14 protein-coding genes and 2 pseudogenes are annotated in these 19,538 nt (G+C 68.7%); 9 read left to right on the top strand and 7 right to left on the bottom strand.

Features of this window, described 5'->3' with window-relative positions:
- Positions 1–20 precede the first annotated feature (20 nt).
- The 4 genes from J7E87_RS31895 to J7E87_RS31880 form a co-directional block, all read right to left on the bottom strand.
- On the bottom strand, positions 21–1,289 hold the full coding sequence (locus tag J7E87_RS31895; protein ID WP_215098106.1) for a condensation domain-containing protein: 1,269 nt from the start codon (positions 1,287–1,289) through the stop codon (positions 21–23).
- 6 nt (positions 1,290–1,295) lie between these two features.
- Positions 1,296–3,980, bottom strand: a complete 2,685-nt coding sequence (locus J7E87_RS31890) for an amino acid adenylation domain-containing protein (protein ID WP_215098105.1) — start codon at positions 3,978–3,980, stop codon at positions 1,296–1,298.
- Between the two features lies 1 nt (position 3,981).
- Positions 3,982–4,995, bottom strand: coding sequence for a class I SAM-dependent methyltransferase (locus tag J7E87_RS31885; RefSeq protein ID WP_215098104.1), 1,014 nt, complete (start codon positions 4,993–4,995; stop codon positions 3,982–3,984).
- Between the two features lie 74 nt (positions 4,996–5,069).
- Positions 5,070–5,282, bottom strand: a complete 213-nt coding sequence (locus tag J7E87_RS31880) for an MbtH family NRPS accessory protein (protein WP_215098103.1) — start codon at positions 5,280–5,282, stop codon at positions 5,070–5,072.
- A 495-nt stretch (positions 5,283–5,777) separates the two neighbouring features.
- Here J7E87_RS31880 and J7E87_RS31875 point away from each other — a divergent pair, with 495 nt between their 5' ends.
- From J7E87_RS31875 to J7E87_RS31860, 4 genes are read left to right on the top strand one after another with little or no spacing between them, the layout of a single operon-like run.
- Positions 5,778–8,588, top strand: a complete 2,811-nt coding sequence (locus tag J7E87_RS31875) for an amino acid adenylation domain-containing protein (protein ID WP_308313151.1) — start codon at positions 5,778–5,780, stop codon at positions 8,586–8,588.
- 14 nt (positions 8,589–8,602) lie between these two features.
- A complete protein-coding gene (locus tag J7E87_RS31870; protein WP_215098102.1) occupies positions 8,603–9,613 on the top strand; it encodes an aspartyl/asparaginyl beta-hydroxylase domain-containing protein in 1,011 nt (336 codons plus the stop codon).
- A gap of 41 nt (positions 9,614–9,654) precedes the next feature.
- Positions 9,655–10,998, top strand: coding sequence for an acetyl-CoA carboxylase biotin carboxylase subunit family protein (locus tag J7E87_RS31865; protein WP_215098101.1), 1,344 nt, complete (start codon positions 9,655–9,657; stop codon positions 10,996–10,998).
- Between the two features lie 53 nt (positions 10,999–11,051).
- Positions 11,052–11,930, top strand: a complete 879-nt coding sequence (locus tag J7E87_RS31860) for an IS5 family transposase (RefSeq protein WP_215098100.1) — start codon at positions 11,052–11,054, stop codon at positions 11,928–11,930.
- Positions 11,931–11,944: 14 nt separating this feature from the next.
- Here J7E87_RS31860 and J7E87_RS31855 read toward each other — a convergent pair whose 3' ends face one another.
- Positions 11,945–12,433 (bottom strand): hypothetical protein, encoded by a 489-nt coding sequence (locus tag J7E87_RS31855; RefSeq protein WP_251018310.1) that lies wholly within the window; start codon positions 12,431–12,433, stop codon positions 11,945–11,947.
- Positions 12,434–12,649: 216 nt separating this feature from the next.
- Between J7E87_RS31855 and J7E87_RS31850 the strand changes: the two are divergent.
- The 3 genes and pseudogenes from J7E87_RS31850 to J7E87_RS36305 all read left to right on the top strand — a co-directional run.
- Positions 12,650–13,504 (top strand): annotated as a pseudogene (locus tag J7E87_RS31850) (IS630 family transposase); the annotation flags it as partial.
- A gap of 286 nt (positions 13,505–13,790) precedes the next feature.
- Positions 13,791–14,036, top strand: coding sequence for a transposase (locus J7E87_RS36310; protein ID WP_308313154.1), 246 nt, complete (start codon positions 13,791–13,793; stop codon positions 14,034–14,036).
- A gap of 121 nt (positions 14,037–14,157) precedes the next feature.
- Complete coding sequence (locus tag J7E87_RS36305) at positions 14,158–14,829, top strand: transposase (protein WP_308313150.1); 672 nt, start codon at positions 14,158–14,160, stop codon at positions 14,827–14,829.
- A gap of 132 nt (positions 14,830–14,961) precedes the next feature.
- On the opposite strand, the gene J7E87_RS31840 is transcribed toward J7E87_RS36305, so the two are convergent.
- Positions 14,962–16,065 carry a PP2C family protein-serine/threonine phosphatase gene (locus tag J7E87_RS31840; protein WP_374195247.1) on the bottom strand — a complete coding sequence of 368 codons (1,104 nt, stop codon included), beginning with the start codon at positions 16,063–16,065 and terminating at the stop codon, positions 14,962–14,964.
- A gap of 199 nt (positions 16,066–16,264) precedes the next feature.
- Positions 16,265–16,675 carry a Fur family transcriptional regulator gene (locus J7E87_RS31835; RefSeq protein WP_215098098.1) on the bottom strand — a complete coding sequence of 137 codons (411 nt, stop codon included), beginning with the start codon at positions 16,673–16,675 and terminating at the stop codon, positions 16,265–16,267.
- Between the two features lie 213 nt (positions 16,676–16,888).
- Between J7E87_RS31835 and J7E87_RS35675 the strand changes: the two are divergent.
- Positions 16,889–17,224, top strand: a pseudogene (locus tag J7E87_RS35675) (transcriptional repressor).
- A gap of 32 nt (positions 17,225–17,256) precedes the next feature.
- A complete protein-coding gene (gene katG, locus J7E87_RS31830) occupies positions 17,257–19,488 on the top strand; it encodes a catalase/peroxidase HPI (protein ID WP_215098097.1) in 2,232 nt (743 codons plus the stop codon).
- Positions 19,489–19,538: the final 50 nt, after the last annotated feature.

Below are 19,538 nucleotides of genomic sequence, written 5' to 3'. Positions count from 1 at the left end.
GCCGACCGGGTCGCGTCACTTCACGGTCGGCCGCTGTTGTCCTCGAGAAGGCGCTGCAGCGTTCGGTGGAACCTCTCGCGCAGCCTCTGCGCGTCCGCCTCGGTGAAGGCGTCGGCCGAGACCCGCAGGGTGCCGTGGATATTGCCGACGGAGCCCCAGCCGAATTCCCACAAGGCCGGGAAGTTTGCCCACCGGGGCGGAACCGGCACGGGCGACGTGCGCAATGCCGGGAGTCGCAGCCTCGGCGTTTCGGTGTCGATGTTGACTAGGTGGAGGAAGAGCGGAGCCCCTCCGGGGACGCGCTGGTGCCCGGCAGCGCGCAGGATCCGCGAGTAGGGCAGCTCCTTGTGGGCCAAGCTCTCCTCGATCGCGTCCGCGTGGCGTCCGACGAGCTGCCGGGCGGACAGCTCGTCGGACCACGCCGTGCGAATCGGCAGGGTGTTGAGGAGGGGGCCGATGGTGGCCTGGAGTTCCTCTGTGTCACGCAGTGCGGCGGGCATGCCCACCGTCGCCTCTCGGACGGGCCCTTCGTCGGCCACCGCCGCGCTCACCGCGGTGAACAGCACCACGGCAGGCGACACCCGGGTGGTCCGAGCGAGTGCGCGTACCCCCCCAGTGGCGGCCGCGCCGAGCCCCAGGGACAGGGGGAGAAACGCCCCACGCTGCGATTCCTCGGCAGGTGAGCTTCGCGGGAACGGCCGGAGCCGTATGCCGGTCAGCCTCTCCCGCCACCAGGAGTCGTCCCAGTCGTGCTCCTGCTCCCACGCGGCATGGGTGAAGTAGTCCGATGCCGGGTCGGCCAGCTCAGGCTCGCGTCCGGCGGCGAGCGCGGCGTAGGCGAGCCCGATCTCCTGCGACATCAGCGCGAGCGACCAGCTGTCCCCGGCCACATGGTGTACGGCCAGCCCGAACCAGTGCTCGTCCGCGGCGGTGCAGAGGACCCCGGCCCGTACCGGCGGCTCGATGTCGAGCTCGAACGGGACCTCCCAGAGTTCGGCGAGCGCCGCGACGGCGTCCGCTTCTCCCTGGTCCCCGGAACGGGGCGCCATCGTGCGCAGGACCGGCAGCGGCGCCGTGGCCGCTAGCGGGACGGCCAGGCCGTCCTCGTACGTGGCGCACAACACGGCGTGCCGGCGCAGGACCAGATGCAGTGCCTGCTCCAGCCACTCGGTCCGCAGCGCGCCGCCGATCCGGAAGCACAGCGGCATGGCGTACATGGGTCGGTCGCCGAGTGCCTCGTGGACCAGCATGGACTGCTGGATGTCGGAGAGGGGGCGAAGGGGTTCCATACCGGGCTACCCCTGCACCGTGTCGGTGCGGTCTGCGTCCGCCGCTGTGAGGATCGTGGTGAGCCAGTCCGCGAAACTCGGCGCGCGCAGGCACGAGCTGGGGGAGACCGCCTCTCCGACAAGTCTGCGGGCCTGGGCACTGACCCTGAGGGCGAGCAACGAGTGCCCGCCGAGGGTGACGAAGTCGTCGTCGTCCATGACCTCGTCCACCGAGAGCACGTGGCGCCAGATCTCACGCAGCAGTTCCGTCGTGCCGTCGGTCTCGCCGGCCGCACGTGGCGTGACGGTGGGCGGCGGCGGCAGTTCGCGGCGGGCCAGCTTGCCGTTGGGCAGGCGGGGCAGTTCCTCCACGAAGATGACCTGGCTCGGCCGCATCGCCGACGGCAGCCGGTCGCCGACGTACTGGCGCAGCTCGCGAGTGGTCAGCAGGACGTCGGCACGCTCCGTCACGGGAATGCCGGGGACTCCCCCGGCCGCCGGTTCACAGTCCCGGGTCGCGTAGAGGTAGGCGACGTCGGCGTCCTCGCCGACACTCCAGTCGTTGACGGAGTGGACGGTGAAGCGGGCGTCCGTCAGGATCCTCTCGATCTCCGGTCCGACCACCCTGCTGTGCTCCACCTCCAGGCAGACCTGGCGGATGAGCTTCCAGTGTTCGGGCCGGATCCCGCGTATCACGCTGAGTTCCGCACCCTCAGTGTTGATCTTCAGGAGGTCGACCCGCTCCACGGACAGCCGCTCCAGCAGGCTGGACAGGTCCGTCGTCTCCACCTCGTGCAGGGTGGCCTGCAGTCGCTCTTCCGCGCCCCGCAGCAATCCGGCGATCTCCTCCTCGGTGCCTGCGGCCGTGCCGGGGCCGGCGCCGTCGGCCGTTTCCACCGTCGACTGCCGGTAGTGCGATTGGACGAGCTCCACCGCCTCGCCCTGGCGGTCCGCGCCGAGCCCCGACAGATAGCTCAGGTAAGGGAAGGACGTCAGCGTCTCGGTGCCGATGCCGTCGGTGACGGCCATCGGGACGATCTCCGCGTCGACGCCGGCCAGTTCGAGATTGACGCGCAGACAGGGAAGCGTGTCCGGATTGGGTTCCACCGCCACCAGCCGGATGCCGGGCGCCTGCCGGTGAGCCCAGAGCCCGAACAGGCCGATGTTCGCGCCCACGTCGACGACCACGTCGTTCTCGCGGAGGCGGACGCCGAAGCGGGCGTACTCGTCCTGCTCGAAGATCTGGCGGTACAGGAACAGGGCCTCGTCCGGCGAGTGCGTGGCGACCGCCGTTCCCTGAGGCAGCTGGACCCGCTGCAGCCCGTCGACCACGGGCGAGTGGGGGCGCCGGGCGGCGACGTAGGCGACCAGCCGTACGCCCTCGGCCTGGTCGGGGACGGCGACCACAGCGGCGTCCTGCACCATCGGGTGACCGCGCAGCACGCTGCCGATCTCCTCCGGCTCCACCCGCACCCCGCGCACCTTGACCTGGTCGTCGATCCGCCCCCGGAACTCGAGGAATCCGGGCTCGGCGACCCGGACCAGGTCGCCGGTGCGGTACATGCGGCCCTGCCCACCGGTGAACGGGTCGGGGAGGAAACGCTCGGCGGTCAGCGGTTCGTCGTCCAGGTAGCCGCCGCCCACGGCGATACCGCCGATCCACAGCTCACCGGTCTCTCCGGCCGCGACAGGCCGCAACTCCTCATTCAGGACATGGAGTTCGACGCCGTCGATGGACCGGCCGATGGGAGCGACGTCGCCGTCGAACGGCTCGTCGCAGTCCCAGTACGTGGCGTTCACCGAGGTCTCGGTGGGCCCGTACTGGTTGTAGAGGGACGCGGGCAACAGCGACCGGAAACGGCGGACCAGCGTCATGTCCAGCGCCTCGCCGCCGCAGAAGACACGGCGCAGGGAGGTGCAGTACGCCAGCTCGTCCTCGTCGATGACATAGCGCAGAACGGAGGGTACGAAGTGCGCGGTGGTGACCTCCGCCTCCTGGATCAGCCGCACCAGCCCGAGGCTGTCGAACTGCAGCCCCGCCGGTGCGATGACAAGGGTGCCGCCCGAGATCAGCGGTGAGAAGATTTCGTGGATCGCGGCGTCGAAGGCCGACGAGGCCTTGTGCAGGACGCGGTCGGTGGCGTCGAAGGCGTAGCGGCGATGCCCCCACTCGAGCCGGTTGACCAGGCCTGCGTGGTGCAGTCTCACGCCCTTGGGACGACCGGTGGAGCCGGAGGTGAAGAGGATCATCGCAGTCTGCTCGGCCGCGTCCGCCTCGCGCCAGGTCAGCCGGTCCAGTTCGGAGAGCGGGGCCGGCCCTGCTGCCGGAACCAGCCACCGCGCCGTGTCCGTAGCGTCCTCGTTCTTCTGTTCCGGCTTGTCGGTGCCGTCGTGCAGGATCACGCGCGGGCGGGCCGCGTCGCAGACTTGGGCCCGGCGGTCCGCCGGGAACTCGGGGTCGATGGGCACGGCGACGGTGCCGAGGGTCATCGTGGCGATCAGCGCGCTGACATAGGCGGCGGAGCGGGGAAGGTACAGGCCGATGCGGTCACCGGGGCGGACACCGGCCTCGTGGAGCTGCATTGCCACGGCGGCGACCTGCTCCCACAGCTCCCGGTACGAGAGTTCGCCGTCGGGGCCGAGGACGGCGGGGCTGTCGGCATGGGGGCCGTCGCCCGCTTGGAGCAGATCGGGTACGTAGATCCGGCTCATGTCAGACCGCCTTCTCGGCCACGGCCACGATGGCCACCCGTGGTACCTCGGCCGCGAACTCGCCGTCGTGCTCACGGATGACCGGACGCACCGGACCTGTCGGCGGAGAAGAGAGACCCGAGAGATATTCCGAGTGGTCGAAGAATTCCGTGAGGAGATCCCATGCGGCGGAGTTGTTCCGCTGAGCGGAGAGGTAACTCCGTATTCCGTACATGTCCGCAATGTAGTCGCACATCCGGTCACGGACCTCTTCCGCCGTCGATCCGCGAATGACGAGCGGGTCGTAGACGTCCAACACCTGCACGGATACTGGAAGTCCGTCGAAGTGGTCCGCCATCTCGGCCCGTGTGAAGTGCGGATAGTCGTGGCCGGCCGACGAGTTGGGGTGTACCACGTCGGTGAAGAACCGCGCCATCGGGCTGGATTCGTCGAAGTCGTGCAGGACCACCCGACCACCGGGCCGGACCACGCGGACGGCTTCGGCGGCGGCGCGGGGCCGGTCCGCCGGGGCGATGTGGTGCGTGCCGTACGCAAGGAGCGCGGCATCGACGCAGTCGTCGCGGAGCAGCAGCGCCTCGGCGGCCTGGCGTACGGCGGGCAGGCCGTAGGCCAGCGCCTGGGCCACCATCTCGCCGGAGATGTCACCGGTCAGGATGGTGAGCTTGGCGGCACTGCTGTCGGCCCGGCCCCCGACGGCCCGGGCTATGGTGCCGTCGCCGCCGAGAACGTCGAGGATGACCACGTCGCCAGCCGGGTCGGCCGGGGTGGCCAGGGACAGCAGCCGGTGAGCCCCGGTCCAGCGTACGAAGGCGTCCTGCTGCGCCCGCCGGTAGGAGTCGCCGCGACCGGTGTCGTCGGAGTCGAACTCATTCGTGAGGGACAGCAGGGCAGACAGGGTGTCCGCCGAGCGGGCGCGCACGAGGTCGAGCAGTCCATGGAGCTGCGGATGCTGTGCTGCCACGATGCGCACGTACTCGTCGAGTGGTACAGAAGGCAGATATGAGCCCTCGGACACGGTGAACCGACCCCCTGCCGGGTTGTTTTGCAATGAGAAACGCGATGTGGCGGACCCGCCAGGTGTGGCGAGGTTCAGCTGTTCCGTGAATTGATCAGACTGGTCGGCCTCATATCGGTCCAGTGCGATTCTATATATGCGCCGCAGCTCTCACGCGATCCCTCCGATACGGATTTCCATCCGGCCGGAACGGGAACCCATGAGGGCCACAGCGAATGCTGATTCTCGTCATTGATCAGCACGATAAACTTCCCCGAAATGTCGGCTTCAAAGGGATTCAGGGCCACGTCTTCCCCTTTTAGTTCGTTTCTTCGCTGCGACGCTGGAAGAAGTGATTGATGTGGCTGACACACCATCAAGAGTCCTTGTTACGTGCAGATTCATCCTGCGCACAGCCCCACACAAAGAGCAATGTGTCCTGGGTCACCCTCGAAGAAGGGTCGAGAATATGTCCGGAATGATCTACGTTGGCGATGATGTGAAGGTTCGACCCGATGGGATAGAAATAAGGAATCGATCCGTGCTCAAGTCCCGAATTCGGTGAGTACCGAATCGCCCGCAACAAACTCCTTGACACGAGAGGGTAAAGGCTTAAATCATCACGATGACCCGACCTTTACCATCTCTGGAGTTCGGTCGTGACTACTCCCCGAAGTTCCCAGCTGATCCTGGACAGCGGTCGGTTCTCAGCCCACAGCCACGCATTGCGCGTGACGCTCCCCGGCGATGCTGATGCGAATCGATTCAGCCAACTATTTCCAGTCAAACTGTGGCGTGAAGATGTGCCTCACCCCGCCGACGCCCCCGCCGCCCGCCGCAGACTCCGCGCAGAGTTGGCTCGCCCCGTCGGCGCCACCTCCGCGCAGCCGCGTGCCGTGCTTCTGCGCCATACCGACGGTCGGACCGACCTGGTGCTGTCCGCGCACCGTTCCGTCCTGGACCCGCGCTCGCTGCGTGTCCTCGCCGACTCCCTGATAGCGCGAGCCCGCGCGGGCGGCGAGGAGCCGGTCGGCCGAACAACATGTTCCAGCCAACTCGCCCTACGCGAGGCGACCCTGCCACCGCCCGTGTCCCCGGACTCTGACATGTGGCAGAGCTTGACTGCCGCCGACTACGCCCAACACCCCGGCTGGGCCACTGCCAACCCCGACGCGGGTGACCGCACCAGCACCCTGCGGACCGCGCTCACCGCCGTCCCCACGGACGTGTCCGCCACCCTTGCCGTGGCTGCCGCCATCGTGCTCGGCAGGTACGAAGGACAGGAACGCCCCGTCGTCGCGGCCATCGCCCCCGACCCCGGCCGGCCTCCCCGCGCCCTTGGTGCCCACGACTTCGCCACGCTCCTCGTGCCAGACCTCACCGGCACCGACGATCTGTCCACCCTCGTCAGCACCACACGACGACAACTGCGCGACCCCTCCTTACGCTGCGACCCCACCGGATACGCGACCCTCACCCAGCGTGTCGGCGGCCGCGTTCTGGTCGGACTGCTCCCCATCGCGTCCGAGGGACAGGTCCCCTGCCACAGCGCGCCGTTCCCCCTCACCCTCGTTCCGCGCCTCGACGCGGACGGGACCCTGTGGCTGGAGACCCACCACCGCCCCGCCGAGATAGACGCGGACTCCGCACGGCGCTTCGCCCGCCATGTGGCGCATGCGTTCCAGGCCGTCGGCGCCGCCACGCCCGCGACCATGCCACAGGACATCGACCCGGTGGACCGGGGTGAACGCGAGGAGCTGATCGCGCTGGGCGCGGGCGGCACCCTGCTCTCCCATCAGGCAACGCGCATCGACGACCTGTTCACGGAGCGCGCCGCGACCCACCCCGACACCGTCGCCCTGGTGTACGAGGACGAGCGCACCACCTACGCCCAACTGCTCGACCGGGCCCGACGGCTCGCGGCAGGGCTACTGGCCCATGGGGCGCAGTCCGGCGAACACGTCGGCATCTGCCTCGGGCGCTCCACCGATCTGGTGGTGAGCATGCTTGCGGTGCTGCTGGCCGACGGGGTCTACGTACCCATGGATCCCGCCTATCCCGCCGCCCGGCTCGCGCACACCGCGAACGACGCCGGACTACGCCTGGTCGTCACCGAACTCGACGAGATCCCCGGTGCCGTGGGCATCCGACTGCTGACGCCCGCCGCGCTCGCCGAGGCCGCAGACGCCGCACCCGCCGTGCTGGCCCCTAGACGGGCACCCGACGCGGCGGCGTACATCATCTACACCTCCGGCTCCACGGGCCGCCCCAAGGGCGTGGTCGTGCCGCACCGGAATGTGGTCGCTCTGCTGGATGCCACCCGTACCGACTTCGGGCTCGGACCCGCCGACGTCTGGTCGCTCTTCCACTCCGGCGCGTTCGACTTCTCCGTGTGGGAGATCTGGGGTGCCCTGCTCACCGGTGCCCGCCTGGTTGTCGTCCCGTACTGGGTCTCACGCTCGCCCGACGAGTTCCACTCCCTCCTCCTCAAGGAGGGAGTCACCGTGCTGAGCCAGACCCCCTCCGCCTTCGGCCAGCTCGCCGAGGCAGACCTCCGGCAGGACTCCCGCCTGCCGTTGCGCCTCGTCATCTTCGGCGGCGAACCACTGGACACCGCCGCCCTCGGCGGCTGGTTCGACCGCTACCCGGAGTCCCGGTGCCGAATGGTCAACATGTTCGGCATCACCGAGACGACGGTCCATGTGACGGCCCAGACCGTGCAGCGCCGCCACGCGCTCGCCGGATCCCGCTCGGTCGGCCGCCCGTTGCCGGGGTGGCAGGTGTACGTGCTGGACCCGCTCGGCAGGCCGCTGCCCTGCGACGCTCCCGGCGAGATCCACGTCGCCGGGGCCGGTGTGGCACTCGAGTACTGGAACCGGCCCGAGCTGACCGAGCAGCGCTTCGTACCCGACCCCTTCCGCGGCGGCCGGATGTACCGCAGCGGCGACCGCGGCAGGCTGCGCCCCGACGGGACCCTGGAACACCTCGGCCGACTGGACAGCCAGGTGAAGGTGCGGGGATACCGCATCGAACTGGACGAGATCCGCGCCGTACTGCTGGATGACCCCGACATCAGATCCGCAGCCGTACTCCTCTCGGACGGCGGAGCGGGTGGCGATGCCGCCGGGGTGAGCATCCACGCCTATGTGGTGCCCGCGGAGCACGCCCGCATCGACCCACTCGCCGTACGACGCCGCGCGGCACGGACCTTGCCGGATTTCATGGTGCCGACCAGCGTCACGCCCCTGCCGGCGCTGCCGCTCACGGTCAACGGGAAGCTCGATGTCCAGAGCCTCCCGGCGCCCCCGACCCCAGCCGCATGCCCGGCCCCGCCGGGACCGGGAGCGGGCGAGGACCTCGACTTCACCTCCGTGCCGCGAGGAGACGCGCCGACCCTGGCCGACGCCCTGGCCCGGATCTGGCAAAAGGTCCTCGGCGTCCCGGTCGGCCCTCACGACAACTTCTTCGACCTGGGCGGTAATTCGCTCTACGCGGTACGCGTCGCGGCAGCCATCCGTGAGCACGGCATGCCCCCCATGCCGCTGCGCGCCCTCTATCGCACCCCGACCGTGAGTGCACTCGCCCAGGCGCTCGCCTCCGACACCGAGCAGTGAGGACGATCCCGCACATGACGGATAGCACCGGCCCGACCACAACCACGAGTCCGGCAGCACTGCCCGATGTGGTCAGACTGCGCACTGGGCTCGATGCCGAACGCCTGCAGAACGAACTCTTCTCCCTCGGCGAGCGGTTCAGCCCGCAGGCGACCTTCGACGCGGGCACGATCATCGAGAACGAGTACCAGGGCTGGCGGGTGCTGTCGCTGCGCGGCCCGGACGGCGACCCGCGCCGCACGGACGCCGGCGGTCCCGGCCTGGCCGACTATGCGAACACCCCGTTCATGGACAAGGTGCCGTACACCGCCTCCGTGCTGTCCGGCCTGGGCCCCGCGCTGCGCGCGGTCCGGTACATGAGCCTGGAGCCGGGTGCCTCGGTCGGGGAGCACACCGACTACCCGTACGGCCTGCCGGTCGGCTGGGCCCGGCTGCATATGCCGATCACCACCAACGACCAAGCCGTCATCGTGATCGACGGCGCCGAGCAGCGCTGGCAGCCGGGAGAGCTGTGGTACGCGGACTTCGGTAAACCTCACCACCTCTACAACAACGGTGACCGGCCGAGGGTCCACCTGGTCATCGACTGCTTCTGCGATCCCGGACTCCTCGGCCTCTTCCCCGCCGAGTACCGCGCGCTCATCTCTCCCACCGAGATGATGCTCAGGGCGGACAGCCGGCCCGCCGCCCCAGCAGACCTGGAGCGCTTGGCAGGCCCACTGTCGGTACCCGCCGCGTTCCTGCTTCCCTACGCCGACCCCCCCAGTGCCGACGAGTGGTCCGACCCGACACGCCCGGACGCGGTCGGGGCGCTCCTCGTACGCGACGGACGGCTGATCCTCGTAGCCGAAGGCGAGCCGGACGCCGTACTTGAGCACATCGGGGACAACGAGTTCCGCTACCTGTGCTGGACCGAGGAGCGGACCCTGCGGTTCGAGACTCACCACGGGGTCCGGCACGACGTGTTCCGTTACCGCCACGGCAGCTACAGCACGGAGGTCGCCCGCGCGGGCGCATCCACGTGACCACGAAAGACCCGTTCACAGCAGTCAGGAGCAGCGCGATCATGCCCGACAGGCAGGAAACCTCCATTCTCAACATCGGCGTGGACAGGTACGTCTTGCGCGCCTGCCAACGCCACGCGGCCGAGACAGTTGCCCTGTGCGCCCCCGAACCCTGGGACTTCGGCCCCACGGTTCCCGAAGAGGGCGTGCGGATCCTGCGCGCAGACGACGTGGGCAATGCCGAGTCCGTCCTGGGAGCGCTCTATCGGGCGGGGCTCGGTGACCACCGCTTCAGCGCGGTCCACTCCGGTGACGAGTTCGCCCTCGTCAGCTCGGGCCTGCTGGCCAAGCACCTCGGGTGCCAGGGGATGGACCCGGTGGTCGCGCTGCACTTCCGCGACAAGTTCCTGCAGAAGCACCGGGTGCGCGAGGCGGGCCTCAGCACCGCCGCGGCGATGGCCATCGAGGACATCCACGACGTACGCCATCTCGCCGACACCCCCTTCGCCCGCTCCGTCCTCAAGCCTCTCTCGTACGGGGGCACCGGTTTCACCTCCACCGTCGCCGACTACACAGAGCTGGAGGCCCTCAGCCGCGAGTTCCGGGCCCGGCAGCTGGACCGGCGCACGTTCGTGCTGGAGGAGTTCATGCAGGGAGAAGAGTGGATCGCCGATGGCGTGGTCTTCGAGGGCGAGGTGCTCTTCTTCGCCCTCGGCAAGTACGGTGAGCCGTGCCTCGACGCCCTGCGGGAGCAGCGACCGCTGTGGGCGCGGGCCATGGACCCGGATTCCGAATCTTGGGCGTACGACCTGGCCGCCCCCGTGGTGCGCGGCTCGCTGGAGGCCCTTGGGATGACCACGGGCGTATTCCACATGGAGCTGTTCCACAATCCGGCGACCGGCACGGTCAGCTTCGGCGAATGTGCCGCCCGCCGTGGCGGCGGCCTCACCGAGGAACAGGTGCTGCACAAGTTCAATGTCGACCTCTCCGAGTGCGGCGTGCTGTGCGCTCTCGGAAAGCGGCCCGAACTCGATGTGAAGATCCGTACCGGTGCGGTCGGCCACACCCATCTGCTCGGCCGCCCCGGAACGATCATCAGCTACCCGTCTGTCACCGAGCTGGAGTCGCTCCCAGGTGTGACCTACGCACGCTACGAGCACCCCTTCGGCAGCTCGCTGCCAGACTCGATCGAGTTCATCGGCCAGAGCCTTGGCCTCATGCTGGTCACCGGCGACACCAACGAAGAACTCGCCTCACGCGTGACGGGGCTGCGCACATATGTCGACGAGCGGCTGGTCGTGGCCTCGCCCCGGATGACCTTCCGTGAGCACCGGGAGTGGCACGAGTCCAACTGGCCGGATCACGCCCGCCTCGGCGGCGGGGTGTACGTGCCGCCTACCGTTTAGGTCGTGTCCAATGGGTCGTGTGACTCACCTGGTGATGGATCGTTCCGGTCGATGTGGGGCGGGGTGATCTTTCGGATGACGAGTGGGCTCGGCTGGAACCGCACCTGCCGAAGAGCCGCGGGCGGGGCGGGCGTTGGCAGTGTCACCGCCGTGTGATCAACGGGATTCTGTTCCGGCAGCGGACCGGCCTGCCGTGGCGGGATCTGCCGACCCGCTTTGGGAAGTGGAAGACGGTTCATGACCGTCATCGCAGGTTGTCAGCTGACGGCACGTGGGAGAGGATCCTGCGGGCTGTCCAGGCGGATACCGACTCCGAGGGTCGGATCGACTGGAGCATGGTCAGCGTGGACTCCACCTCCTGTCGTGCTCATCAGCACGCGGCAGGAGCCCCCACCCGTCCGCCGAGAACCGGCAGACGCAGCAGGCCCGTCCAGCACCGCTCCGACGAGGCCCTGGGCCGTTCGCGGGGTGGCCTGACATGCAAGATCCATCTGGCCGGTGAGGGCGGTCGCCGCCCGCTCGCGTTCGTCATCACGCCCGGCCAGTGGGGCGACGCCCCGCAACTGATCCCCGTGCTGGAACAGATCCGCGTCCCCCGGCCAGGAGGTGGACACCCGCCCGCTCGGCCCGGCCATCTCGGCGGCGACAAAGCCTATTCGTCGCGCCGCAACCGGCGTTACCTGCGGCGACGCCAGATCAAGCACACGATCCCGGAGCCCAAGGACCAGCGGGCCAACCGCCAGCGCCGAGGCAGCAAGGGCGGCCGGCCCACCGGCTTCGACAAGGCCCTCTACCGGCGTCGCAACGAGGTTGAGCGGACGATCAACCGGCTCAGGACCTTCCGCGCGGTAGCAACCCGATACGACAAGAGAGCGTTCGTGTTCCACGGCACCATCACCACGGCTGCGATCCGGCTTTGGCTCCGCCCGTAATGGACAGGGCGGGCCTACTCCTCCATGCGTTTGGCGTCGTCAGGGACCCAGGGGAAGGGGACCTCGGGCCAGCGGGCGGCGGCCCACGCATCGAGGTCCACGGCGAGAATGGCGTCCATGAAGACCTGCGGCGGCTGATAACCGTGTGCGGTGATGTAGTGGCTGATCAGGAACGGAGCGGCGTAAGCAATACCGGGAGAGCCCGGGATACGGACTTCTCCGTTCCCATCCGGGGCACCTTCCGGTGGACAGAGGTCGCACTCGTGCAGCCCCAGGCAGACGTTCATCCACTGAACGGCCTGGACAGCCTCCAGCTTCTCCGTGAACGCGGGAGGGACTGGACCGATCGGATACGGCCTGCCGGCCTCCAGCCATCCGACGTTCAGGCGCGTATACGCGGGGCGGTAGCTGAGGCCGTAGAAGCCCGACTCCCTGTCCTCGAAGTAATCCATGTCCAGGTAGTCATACGGGGTGAGATCGTCGTAGAACACCCCCCGCATCATCGTCGCACCATGCCTTCGAATGCCGTGTGATTCGCTGCGGGCCATGACCCATCGGACACGACCTGGTCGGGTCGGGGACTGGCGCGGTGGCTTCCGCTCCGTTTCCAGTCCCCGCCGCTTCAAGCGCCTGCAGTTCTCCCGAACACGGCTTTCCACCGCGAACGGCACGCGACGCGGAACTGAAGATCCTCATACGCGTTGGCGGCGGAGTTCAAGGTGACCGCGGATACGGTGAGGAAGTGGCGCTCGCGGTTTGTTGCCCAGCGGATGGCCGGGCTTGCCGATGAGCCGCGGCCGGGTCGGCGCAAGTTGGAGCTTGTGCTCAGCTAAGACGAACGGGCCCAGCTGACGCGCTGGGCGAGGCGGGCGAAGACCACGCAGTTCCTGGCGCTGCGCGCGCGGATCGTGCTGCGCTGCGCGAAGGGCGGGACGAACAAACAGGTCGCCGCCGAGCTCGGCGTCGCCACCGCGACGGTGAACCGCTGGCGGGCCCGGTTCATCGCCGGCCGGCTGGACGGGCTGGCCGATGAGCCCCGGGCGGGCAGGCCGCCGTCAGTCCTGCTTGACCAAGTCGAGGATGTCCTCGTGGTGACCTTGGAGTCCACGCCGGGCGAGGACACTCACTGGTCGCGCGCCTCCATGGCTGCTCGCACCGGACTGTCGACGTCCGCCATCGGCCGGATCTGGAAGAAGTTAGACCTCAAGCCGCACCTGCAGGACTCCTTCAAGCTCTCCACCGACCCGCAGTTCGTCGCGAAGGTCGTCGATGTCGTCGGCCTGTACCACAACCACCCGAGAAGGCAGTGGTGTTATGCGTGGATGACAAGAGCAAGATCCAGGCGCTGGACCGGTCGCAGCCGGTGCTGCCGATGATGCCGGGCATGCCCGAACGGCGTACCCACGACTATCTGCGGCACGGCATCACCAGCCTGTTCGCTGCGTTCAACATCGCCGACGGCACCGTCATCAGTGAACTCCACCGCCGCCACCGGGCGGTGGAGTTAAGAAGTTCCTGGTCACGATAGACAAGGCAGTCCCCGCCGGACTCGACGTGCACTGGTATGTGACAACTGTGAGAATCGTGGCGTGCCGCAGGGGACCGGAGCCTGACCCGTGTGACAACTGGCCGCAAGTGCCTTGGCGTAGATCTGTCGGCTTCCGGTCCGCTGCGGTGTTTGCTGCCGCCGGGCCGCTGGACGTGTCCCGATAAGGGCTTTGCTGCACAAAGCACCGTCACAGTTCTGACTGCCACCGGATCGGCGTCGGCGACCAGCCCCAGTCCGAGGAGCCTTGTGACCATCACCAGCATGCCCAGCCCGCGTTGCCCGCGCAGCACGTCCCGGACCTCGCAGAGGATGTGGTCCTGGGAGTCGATACCCACAAGCACATCCATGTCGCGGCCGTGATCACCACGCTGGGAGCCTCACTCGCCCTCCAGGAGTTCCCCACCACAGCAGTCGGTTACCGGCAACTGATCTCCTGGGCAAGGACGTTCGGTGTCGTTCGACGCGCCGGTGTCGAGTGCACCGGGTCCTACGGGGCCGCCTTGACCAGGGCTTTGAACCGGGAGGGTATCGGCGTCGGTCGAGGTCAACCAGCCTGACCGCGCCACGCGGCGCAAGCGCGACAAGACCGATGCCATCGACGCGGACGCGGCGGCCCGCGCTGTCCTGTCGGGACGGGCCACGGTCACACGCCAGACCGCGGACGGCCCCGCGGCGGACATGCGCGTTCTGCGGCTGGCCAAGGAATCGGCGGTCAAGGCCCGTACCCAGGCGATGAACCAGCTCAAGGCCGTCCTGCTGGACATCGACCCCGACCTGCGCGACCTGCTTACCGGGCTGAGCAACCCCGCCCTGGTCGCCACCTGCGCAGCACTCGTCGACGAGCGGGGCGAGGCCGTCTTCCCGATGCGCCTGCTCGCCCTACGGATCCAGCTCCTGTCCGCCGAGGTCAAAGAGCTGACCCGACGCACCACCAAGGCCGTCCGCTCCTGCCGACCGCAGATGCTGGACCTGATTGGCGTCGGCCCCGACAGCGCCGCCGTCCTACTCATCGCCGCAGGTGACAACCCTGACCGTCTCACCGACGAGGCATCCTTCGCGGCCCACTGCGGCGTCAGCCCGGTAGAGCAGTCCTCCGGCAAGACCCAGCGCCGACGGCTGAACCGGGGCGGCAACCGACAAGCCAACGCCGCCCTCTACCGCATCGTGATGACCCGCATACGCTGGGACGAACGCACCCAGGCCTACCTGCAACGACGCACCGCCGAAGGCATGTCCAAGCGCGAGATCATCCGCTGCCTCAAACGCTACGTGGCCCGCGAGCTCTACCAACACATCCAGCCTGCGGCGACCGCCCAGCTGCCTTCAGCCTGTCGCGAGGAGGGTCTGTAGCTCGCGGACGACGCGGTAGAGGCTCAGGCCGGCCCGATGCTGCCCTGGCAAGGACCCCAGTGCCTTCAAAACTCGTTCTGGCACAGCCTCATTGGCGTTTACGCTGAGTGACGATGCCGATCTGCCCCTCCCCTACTGCGCTGAATGGGCATGCCTCACGGCGAGGGCCGCGATGTCGTCTTCGAGTCTTCCGCCGCCGTAGTGGAGCAGGTCCCGGTGAAGCCGGTCGAGCAGTTCGCGCGGCGGCGCCGGGCCCTGCCGCCGCATCCAGTCCGGCAGGGGGAAGAACTCGCCGGTGCGGTTCCGGGCCTCCGTTACGCCGTCGGTGTAGAGCAGCAGATCGTCGCCCGGGGCGAAGGCGACGGTGTCGACGCAGTAGCGGTCTCCGATGAGCGTGGCGAGGTTGAGGGGCGGCGAGGGGGTGGTGGGGTCCAGGACGCGGATCTCCCCGCGGTGCACCAGCAGCGGCGGGGGGTGCCCGCAGTTGAGAAGTCTGACGTGGCCGCCGCCGTGCGGGATCTCGGCGAGAATTGCGGTAGCAAAGCGCTCCGGCAGGTCTTGGCCGGGCAACGCGGCGCTGTAGCGGGAGATGCTGGTCTCCAGGCGATGGACGATGCCCCTCAGGTCGAGCTCGTCGTACGCGGCCTCCCTGAAGCAACTGATCACCGCCGCGGCCGCCCCCACCGCGGGCAGGCCCTTGCCGCGTACGTCGCCGATGAGCAGCCGGACCCCGTGCGGCGTGTCGGCCGTCTCATAGAAGTCGCCGCCGATCCGGGCCTGCTCTTGGGCCGCCAGATACAGCGACTCAATCTCGAAGTCCGCGATGCGGCGCGGCAGCGGGCGTAGCAGCACCTTCTGGGCTGCGTCGGCGACGAGCCGGACGTGGGAGAGTGTCTCCTCCCGCTGGAGTCGGACATGGCTTGCGTATGCGGCCGCCAAAGTGACGGCGACGATTGCAGCCGCCGTGTATGGCGTCCCCAGGTCGGTGTAGACGAAGCTGAGGCCGATCATGACCAGCAGGCAGAACGTCCCCAGCAGGATCGTGGGGATTACGGGCCACATCGCGGCGGCGAGGGCCGGTGCGGCGGGCAGGAGGCGGCTGAAGGCGATCTCCCTCGGTGTGGAGAACGCCAGGCCTGCGATGAGGACGGTAAGGATCACCGGTGACAGCAAGGCAGCTTCCCACCGGCCGCCGTAGGGGGGACGACGGCTCCGGCGCCGTCCGGACGTGATCACAAATGGCATCATATCGGTCTGAAACGGTCATCGAGCTACAAGGGGACATGCACTTATGCGGTGATCAGCCGTTTGAACCGCAGATGCGCGGTCCGCTCGATCGAGGTCACGCTCCCCGCCCCGGCCCGGACGACGGCCCAACATCACCACCGACGAGGCTGGGCCGAACGGCGGGCCGGGCAGCCTTGTGCAGGACGCACTAGGCGCAGGATGGGCACAGCCCGCGGTAGGTGACCTCGATCTGGGTCACGGTGAAGCCGAACCGTTCCTCCGCCGGGAGGTCGGCCAGCGGACTGCCGGTCGGGTGGACATCGCGGATGGTGCCGCAGTGGGAGCACACCAGGTGCTGGTGCGGGTGGTGTGCGTTGGGGTCGTAGCGCTTGGCGCGGCCGTCGGTGGAGACCTCTATGACCTCACCGAGCAAGACCAGTTCGCCCAGGGCGTTGTAGACGGTCGCCCGGGAGATCTCGGGGAGCCGCTGTGCGGCGAGGGCGTGAACCTCGTCGGCCGTGAGATGCACGTGGTCACCAGCGAGTACCTCCGCAACGACACGCCGCTGGGAGGTCATCCGCCAGCCACGCCCTCGCAGTCGCTCCAGCAGGTCACTCATATCTCACCTATTCAGATGTGGGATACCCGAAGGCTACCGGCGGATGTCTGGGTTCCGATTGAATACGAGCTTGGCACACTGGTTGACTTGGACTCTGTCCATCGTAGGATCGGTTCCGGCAATAGCCAAGGGACAGGACTGACTCCCGTACGACAGGAGACGAGACGTGACGGGACCACCGCCGAGTGGCTGCGTGGGGCCGGCGTGCGGGTGATGGCCGCGCGCGTCGCGCTCCTCGAGACCGCCGGGCGGCGACCGCCCCGGCGAGGCGATCGTCTCCGGGGTGATCGATCGCGTGGGCCGCATCTTGGTCCCCATCGTGGGTGAGGCCCTTCACGTGCTCTCCGCGGCGGGGCTCGTGCCCCGGGTCGAACCGGCCGACAGGCAGGCTCGGTTCGAGGGCGCGCGTCGCCTCGTCGCCGACGTCGACCGAGCGGTCGGCGAGAGCCCGGCCCTACCGCCTGCGACGGCCACGTCTTCTCGGCCCAGGAGGCCGAGGTCATCAACTGGGGCCCGTGCCCCGAGTGTTCCACCGCCCGCAGTTCCTGAGCACAGTGATCCGCCCCTCCGGAAGGATTTCCATGTCCGAGAACCACGATGCAATCGTCACCGACGCGAAAGCGGAGGGCTCAGGTGGCTGCCCGGTCGCGCACGGGCGCGCCGCGCACCCGACCCAGGGCGGCGGAAACCGCCAGTGGTGGCCGGAGCGGCTCAACCTGAAGATCCTCGCCAAGAACCCCGCCGTGGCCAACCCCCTCGGCGAGGACTTCGACTACGCCGAGGCGTTCAAGACCCTCGACCTGTCCGAGGTGAAGCAGGACATCGCGGAGGTGCTGACGACCTCTCAGGACTGGTGGCCGGCCGACTTCGGTCACTACGGCCCGTTCATGATCCGTATGGCGTGGCACAGTGCGGGCACCTACCGGATCAGCGACGGCCGCGGCGGCGCCGGGGCCGGCCAGCAGCGCTTCGCACCCCTCAACAGCTGGCCGGACAACGGGAACCTCGACAAGGCCCGCCGTCTGCTGTGGCCGGTCAAGAAGAAGTACGGCCAGAGCCTCTCGTGGGCCGACCTGATGGTCCTCACCGGCAATGTCGCCCTGGAGCAGATGGGCTTCGAGACCTTCGGCTTCGGCGGAGGCCGCGCGGACGTCTGGGAGCCCGACGAGGACGTCTACTGGGGTCCCGAGACCACGTGGCTCGGCGACGAGCGCTACACCGGCGACCGAGAGCTGGAGAACCCCCTCGGCGCGGTCCAGATGGGCCTCATCTACGTCAACCCGGAGGGCCCGAACTCAAACCCGGACCCGCTTGCCGCGGCCCGCGACATCCGTGAGACGTTCCGCCGGATGGCGATGAACGACGAGGAGACGGTCGCCCTGATCGCGGGCGGTCACACCTTCGGCAAGACCCACGGCGCAGGCCCGGCGGAGAGCGTCGGCCCCGACCCCGAGGCCGCCCCGCTCGAGGCGCAGGGACTCGGCTGGAGCAACTCCTTCGGCACCGGCAAGGGTGGCGACGCGATCACCAGCGGTCTCGAGGGAATCTGGACGAACACCCCGATCGAGTGGGACAACAGTTTCTTCGAGATCCTGTTCGGTTACGAGTGGGAGCTGTTCCAGAGCCCCGCCGGCGCGCACCAGTGGCGGCCGAAGGAGGGCGCCGGGGCGGGCACCGTGCCCGACGCCCACGACGCGTCGAAGAGCCACGCCCCGACGATGCTGACGACCGACCTCTCGCTCCGGTTCGACCCGGCGTACGAGCAGATCTCCCGGCGCTTCTTCGAGAACCCCGCCGAGTTCGCGGACGCCTTCGCCCGGGCCTGGTTCAAGCTGACCCACCGCGACATGGGCCCGGTCGTCCGCTACCTCGGCCCCGAGGTCCCGACCGAGACGCTGGTGTGGCAGGACCCCCTGCCCGCCGTGACGCACGAGCTCGTCGACGCGCAGGACATTGCCTCCCTCAAGAGGCAGATCCTCGCCTCCGGCCTGTCGGTGTCCCAGCTCGTGTCCACCGCGTGGGCGTCGGCCTCGTCCTTCCGCGGCAGCGACAAGCGCGGCGGCGCCAACGGTGCGCGCATCCGCCTCCAGCCGCAGAGCGGGTGGGAGGTCAACGAGCCCGACGAACTGGCGACAGTGCTGCGCGCCCTGGAGGGAATCCAGGGGTCCTTCAACGCCGCCCAGACCGGCGGCAAGCAGATCTCGCTCGCCGACCTGATCGTGCTCGCCGGTGGCGCGGGCGTCGAGCAGGCCGCCAAGGACGCCGGCTTCGACGTCGAGGTGCCCTTCACCCTGGGCCGCGCGGACGCCTCGCAGGAGCAGACCGACACGGAGTCGTTCGCCGCGCTCGAGCCGACCGCCGACGGGTTCCGCAATTACCTCGGGAAGGGCAACCGGCTGCCGGCCGAGTTCCTGCTGCTCGACCGGGCGAACCTGCTGACCTTGAGCGCCCCCGAGCTGACGGTCCTCACCGGTGGCCTCCGCGTCCTGGGCGCCAACTACCAGCAGTCGCAGATCGGCGTCTTCACCACCACTCCCGGCTCCCTGACCAACGCCTTCTTCGTCAACCTGCTCGACCTGGGTACGACGTGGAAGGCGACGTCCCAGGACGCGAACACGTTCGAGGGCCGCGACGCCGCCACCGGCGAGGTCAAGTGGACCGGCAGCCGCGCCGACCTCGTCTTCGGGTCCAACTCCGAGCTGCGTGCACTCGCAGAGGTCTACGCGAGCGACGACGCGAAGGAGAAGTTCGTGAACGACTTCGTCGCGGCATGGAACAAGGTGATGAACCTCGACCGGTTCGACCTCGTCTGATCAGGGGCGACCAGGCCGGCCCACGCGAGCCGGCCTGGACGCCATCGGTC

It is taken from the genome of Streptomyces sp. ISL-1, from assembly GCF_018614585.1.
Classification (GTDB): Bacteria; Actinomycetota; Actinomycetes; order Streptomycetales; family Streptomycetaceae; genus Streptomyces; species Streptomyces maoxianensis.
This window is presented reverse-complemented; position numbering and strand designations above follow the sequence as displayed.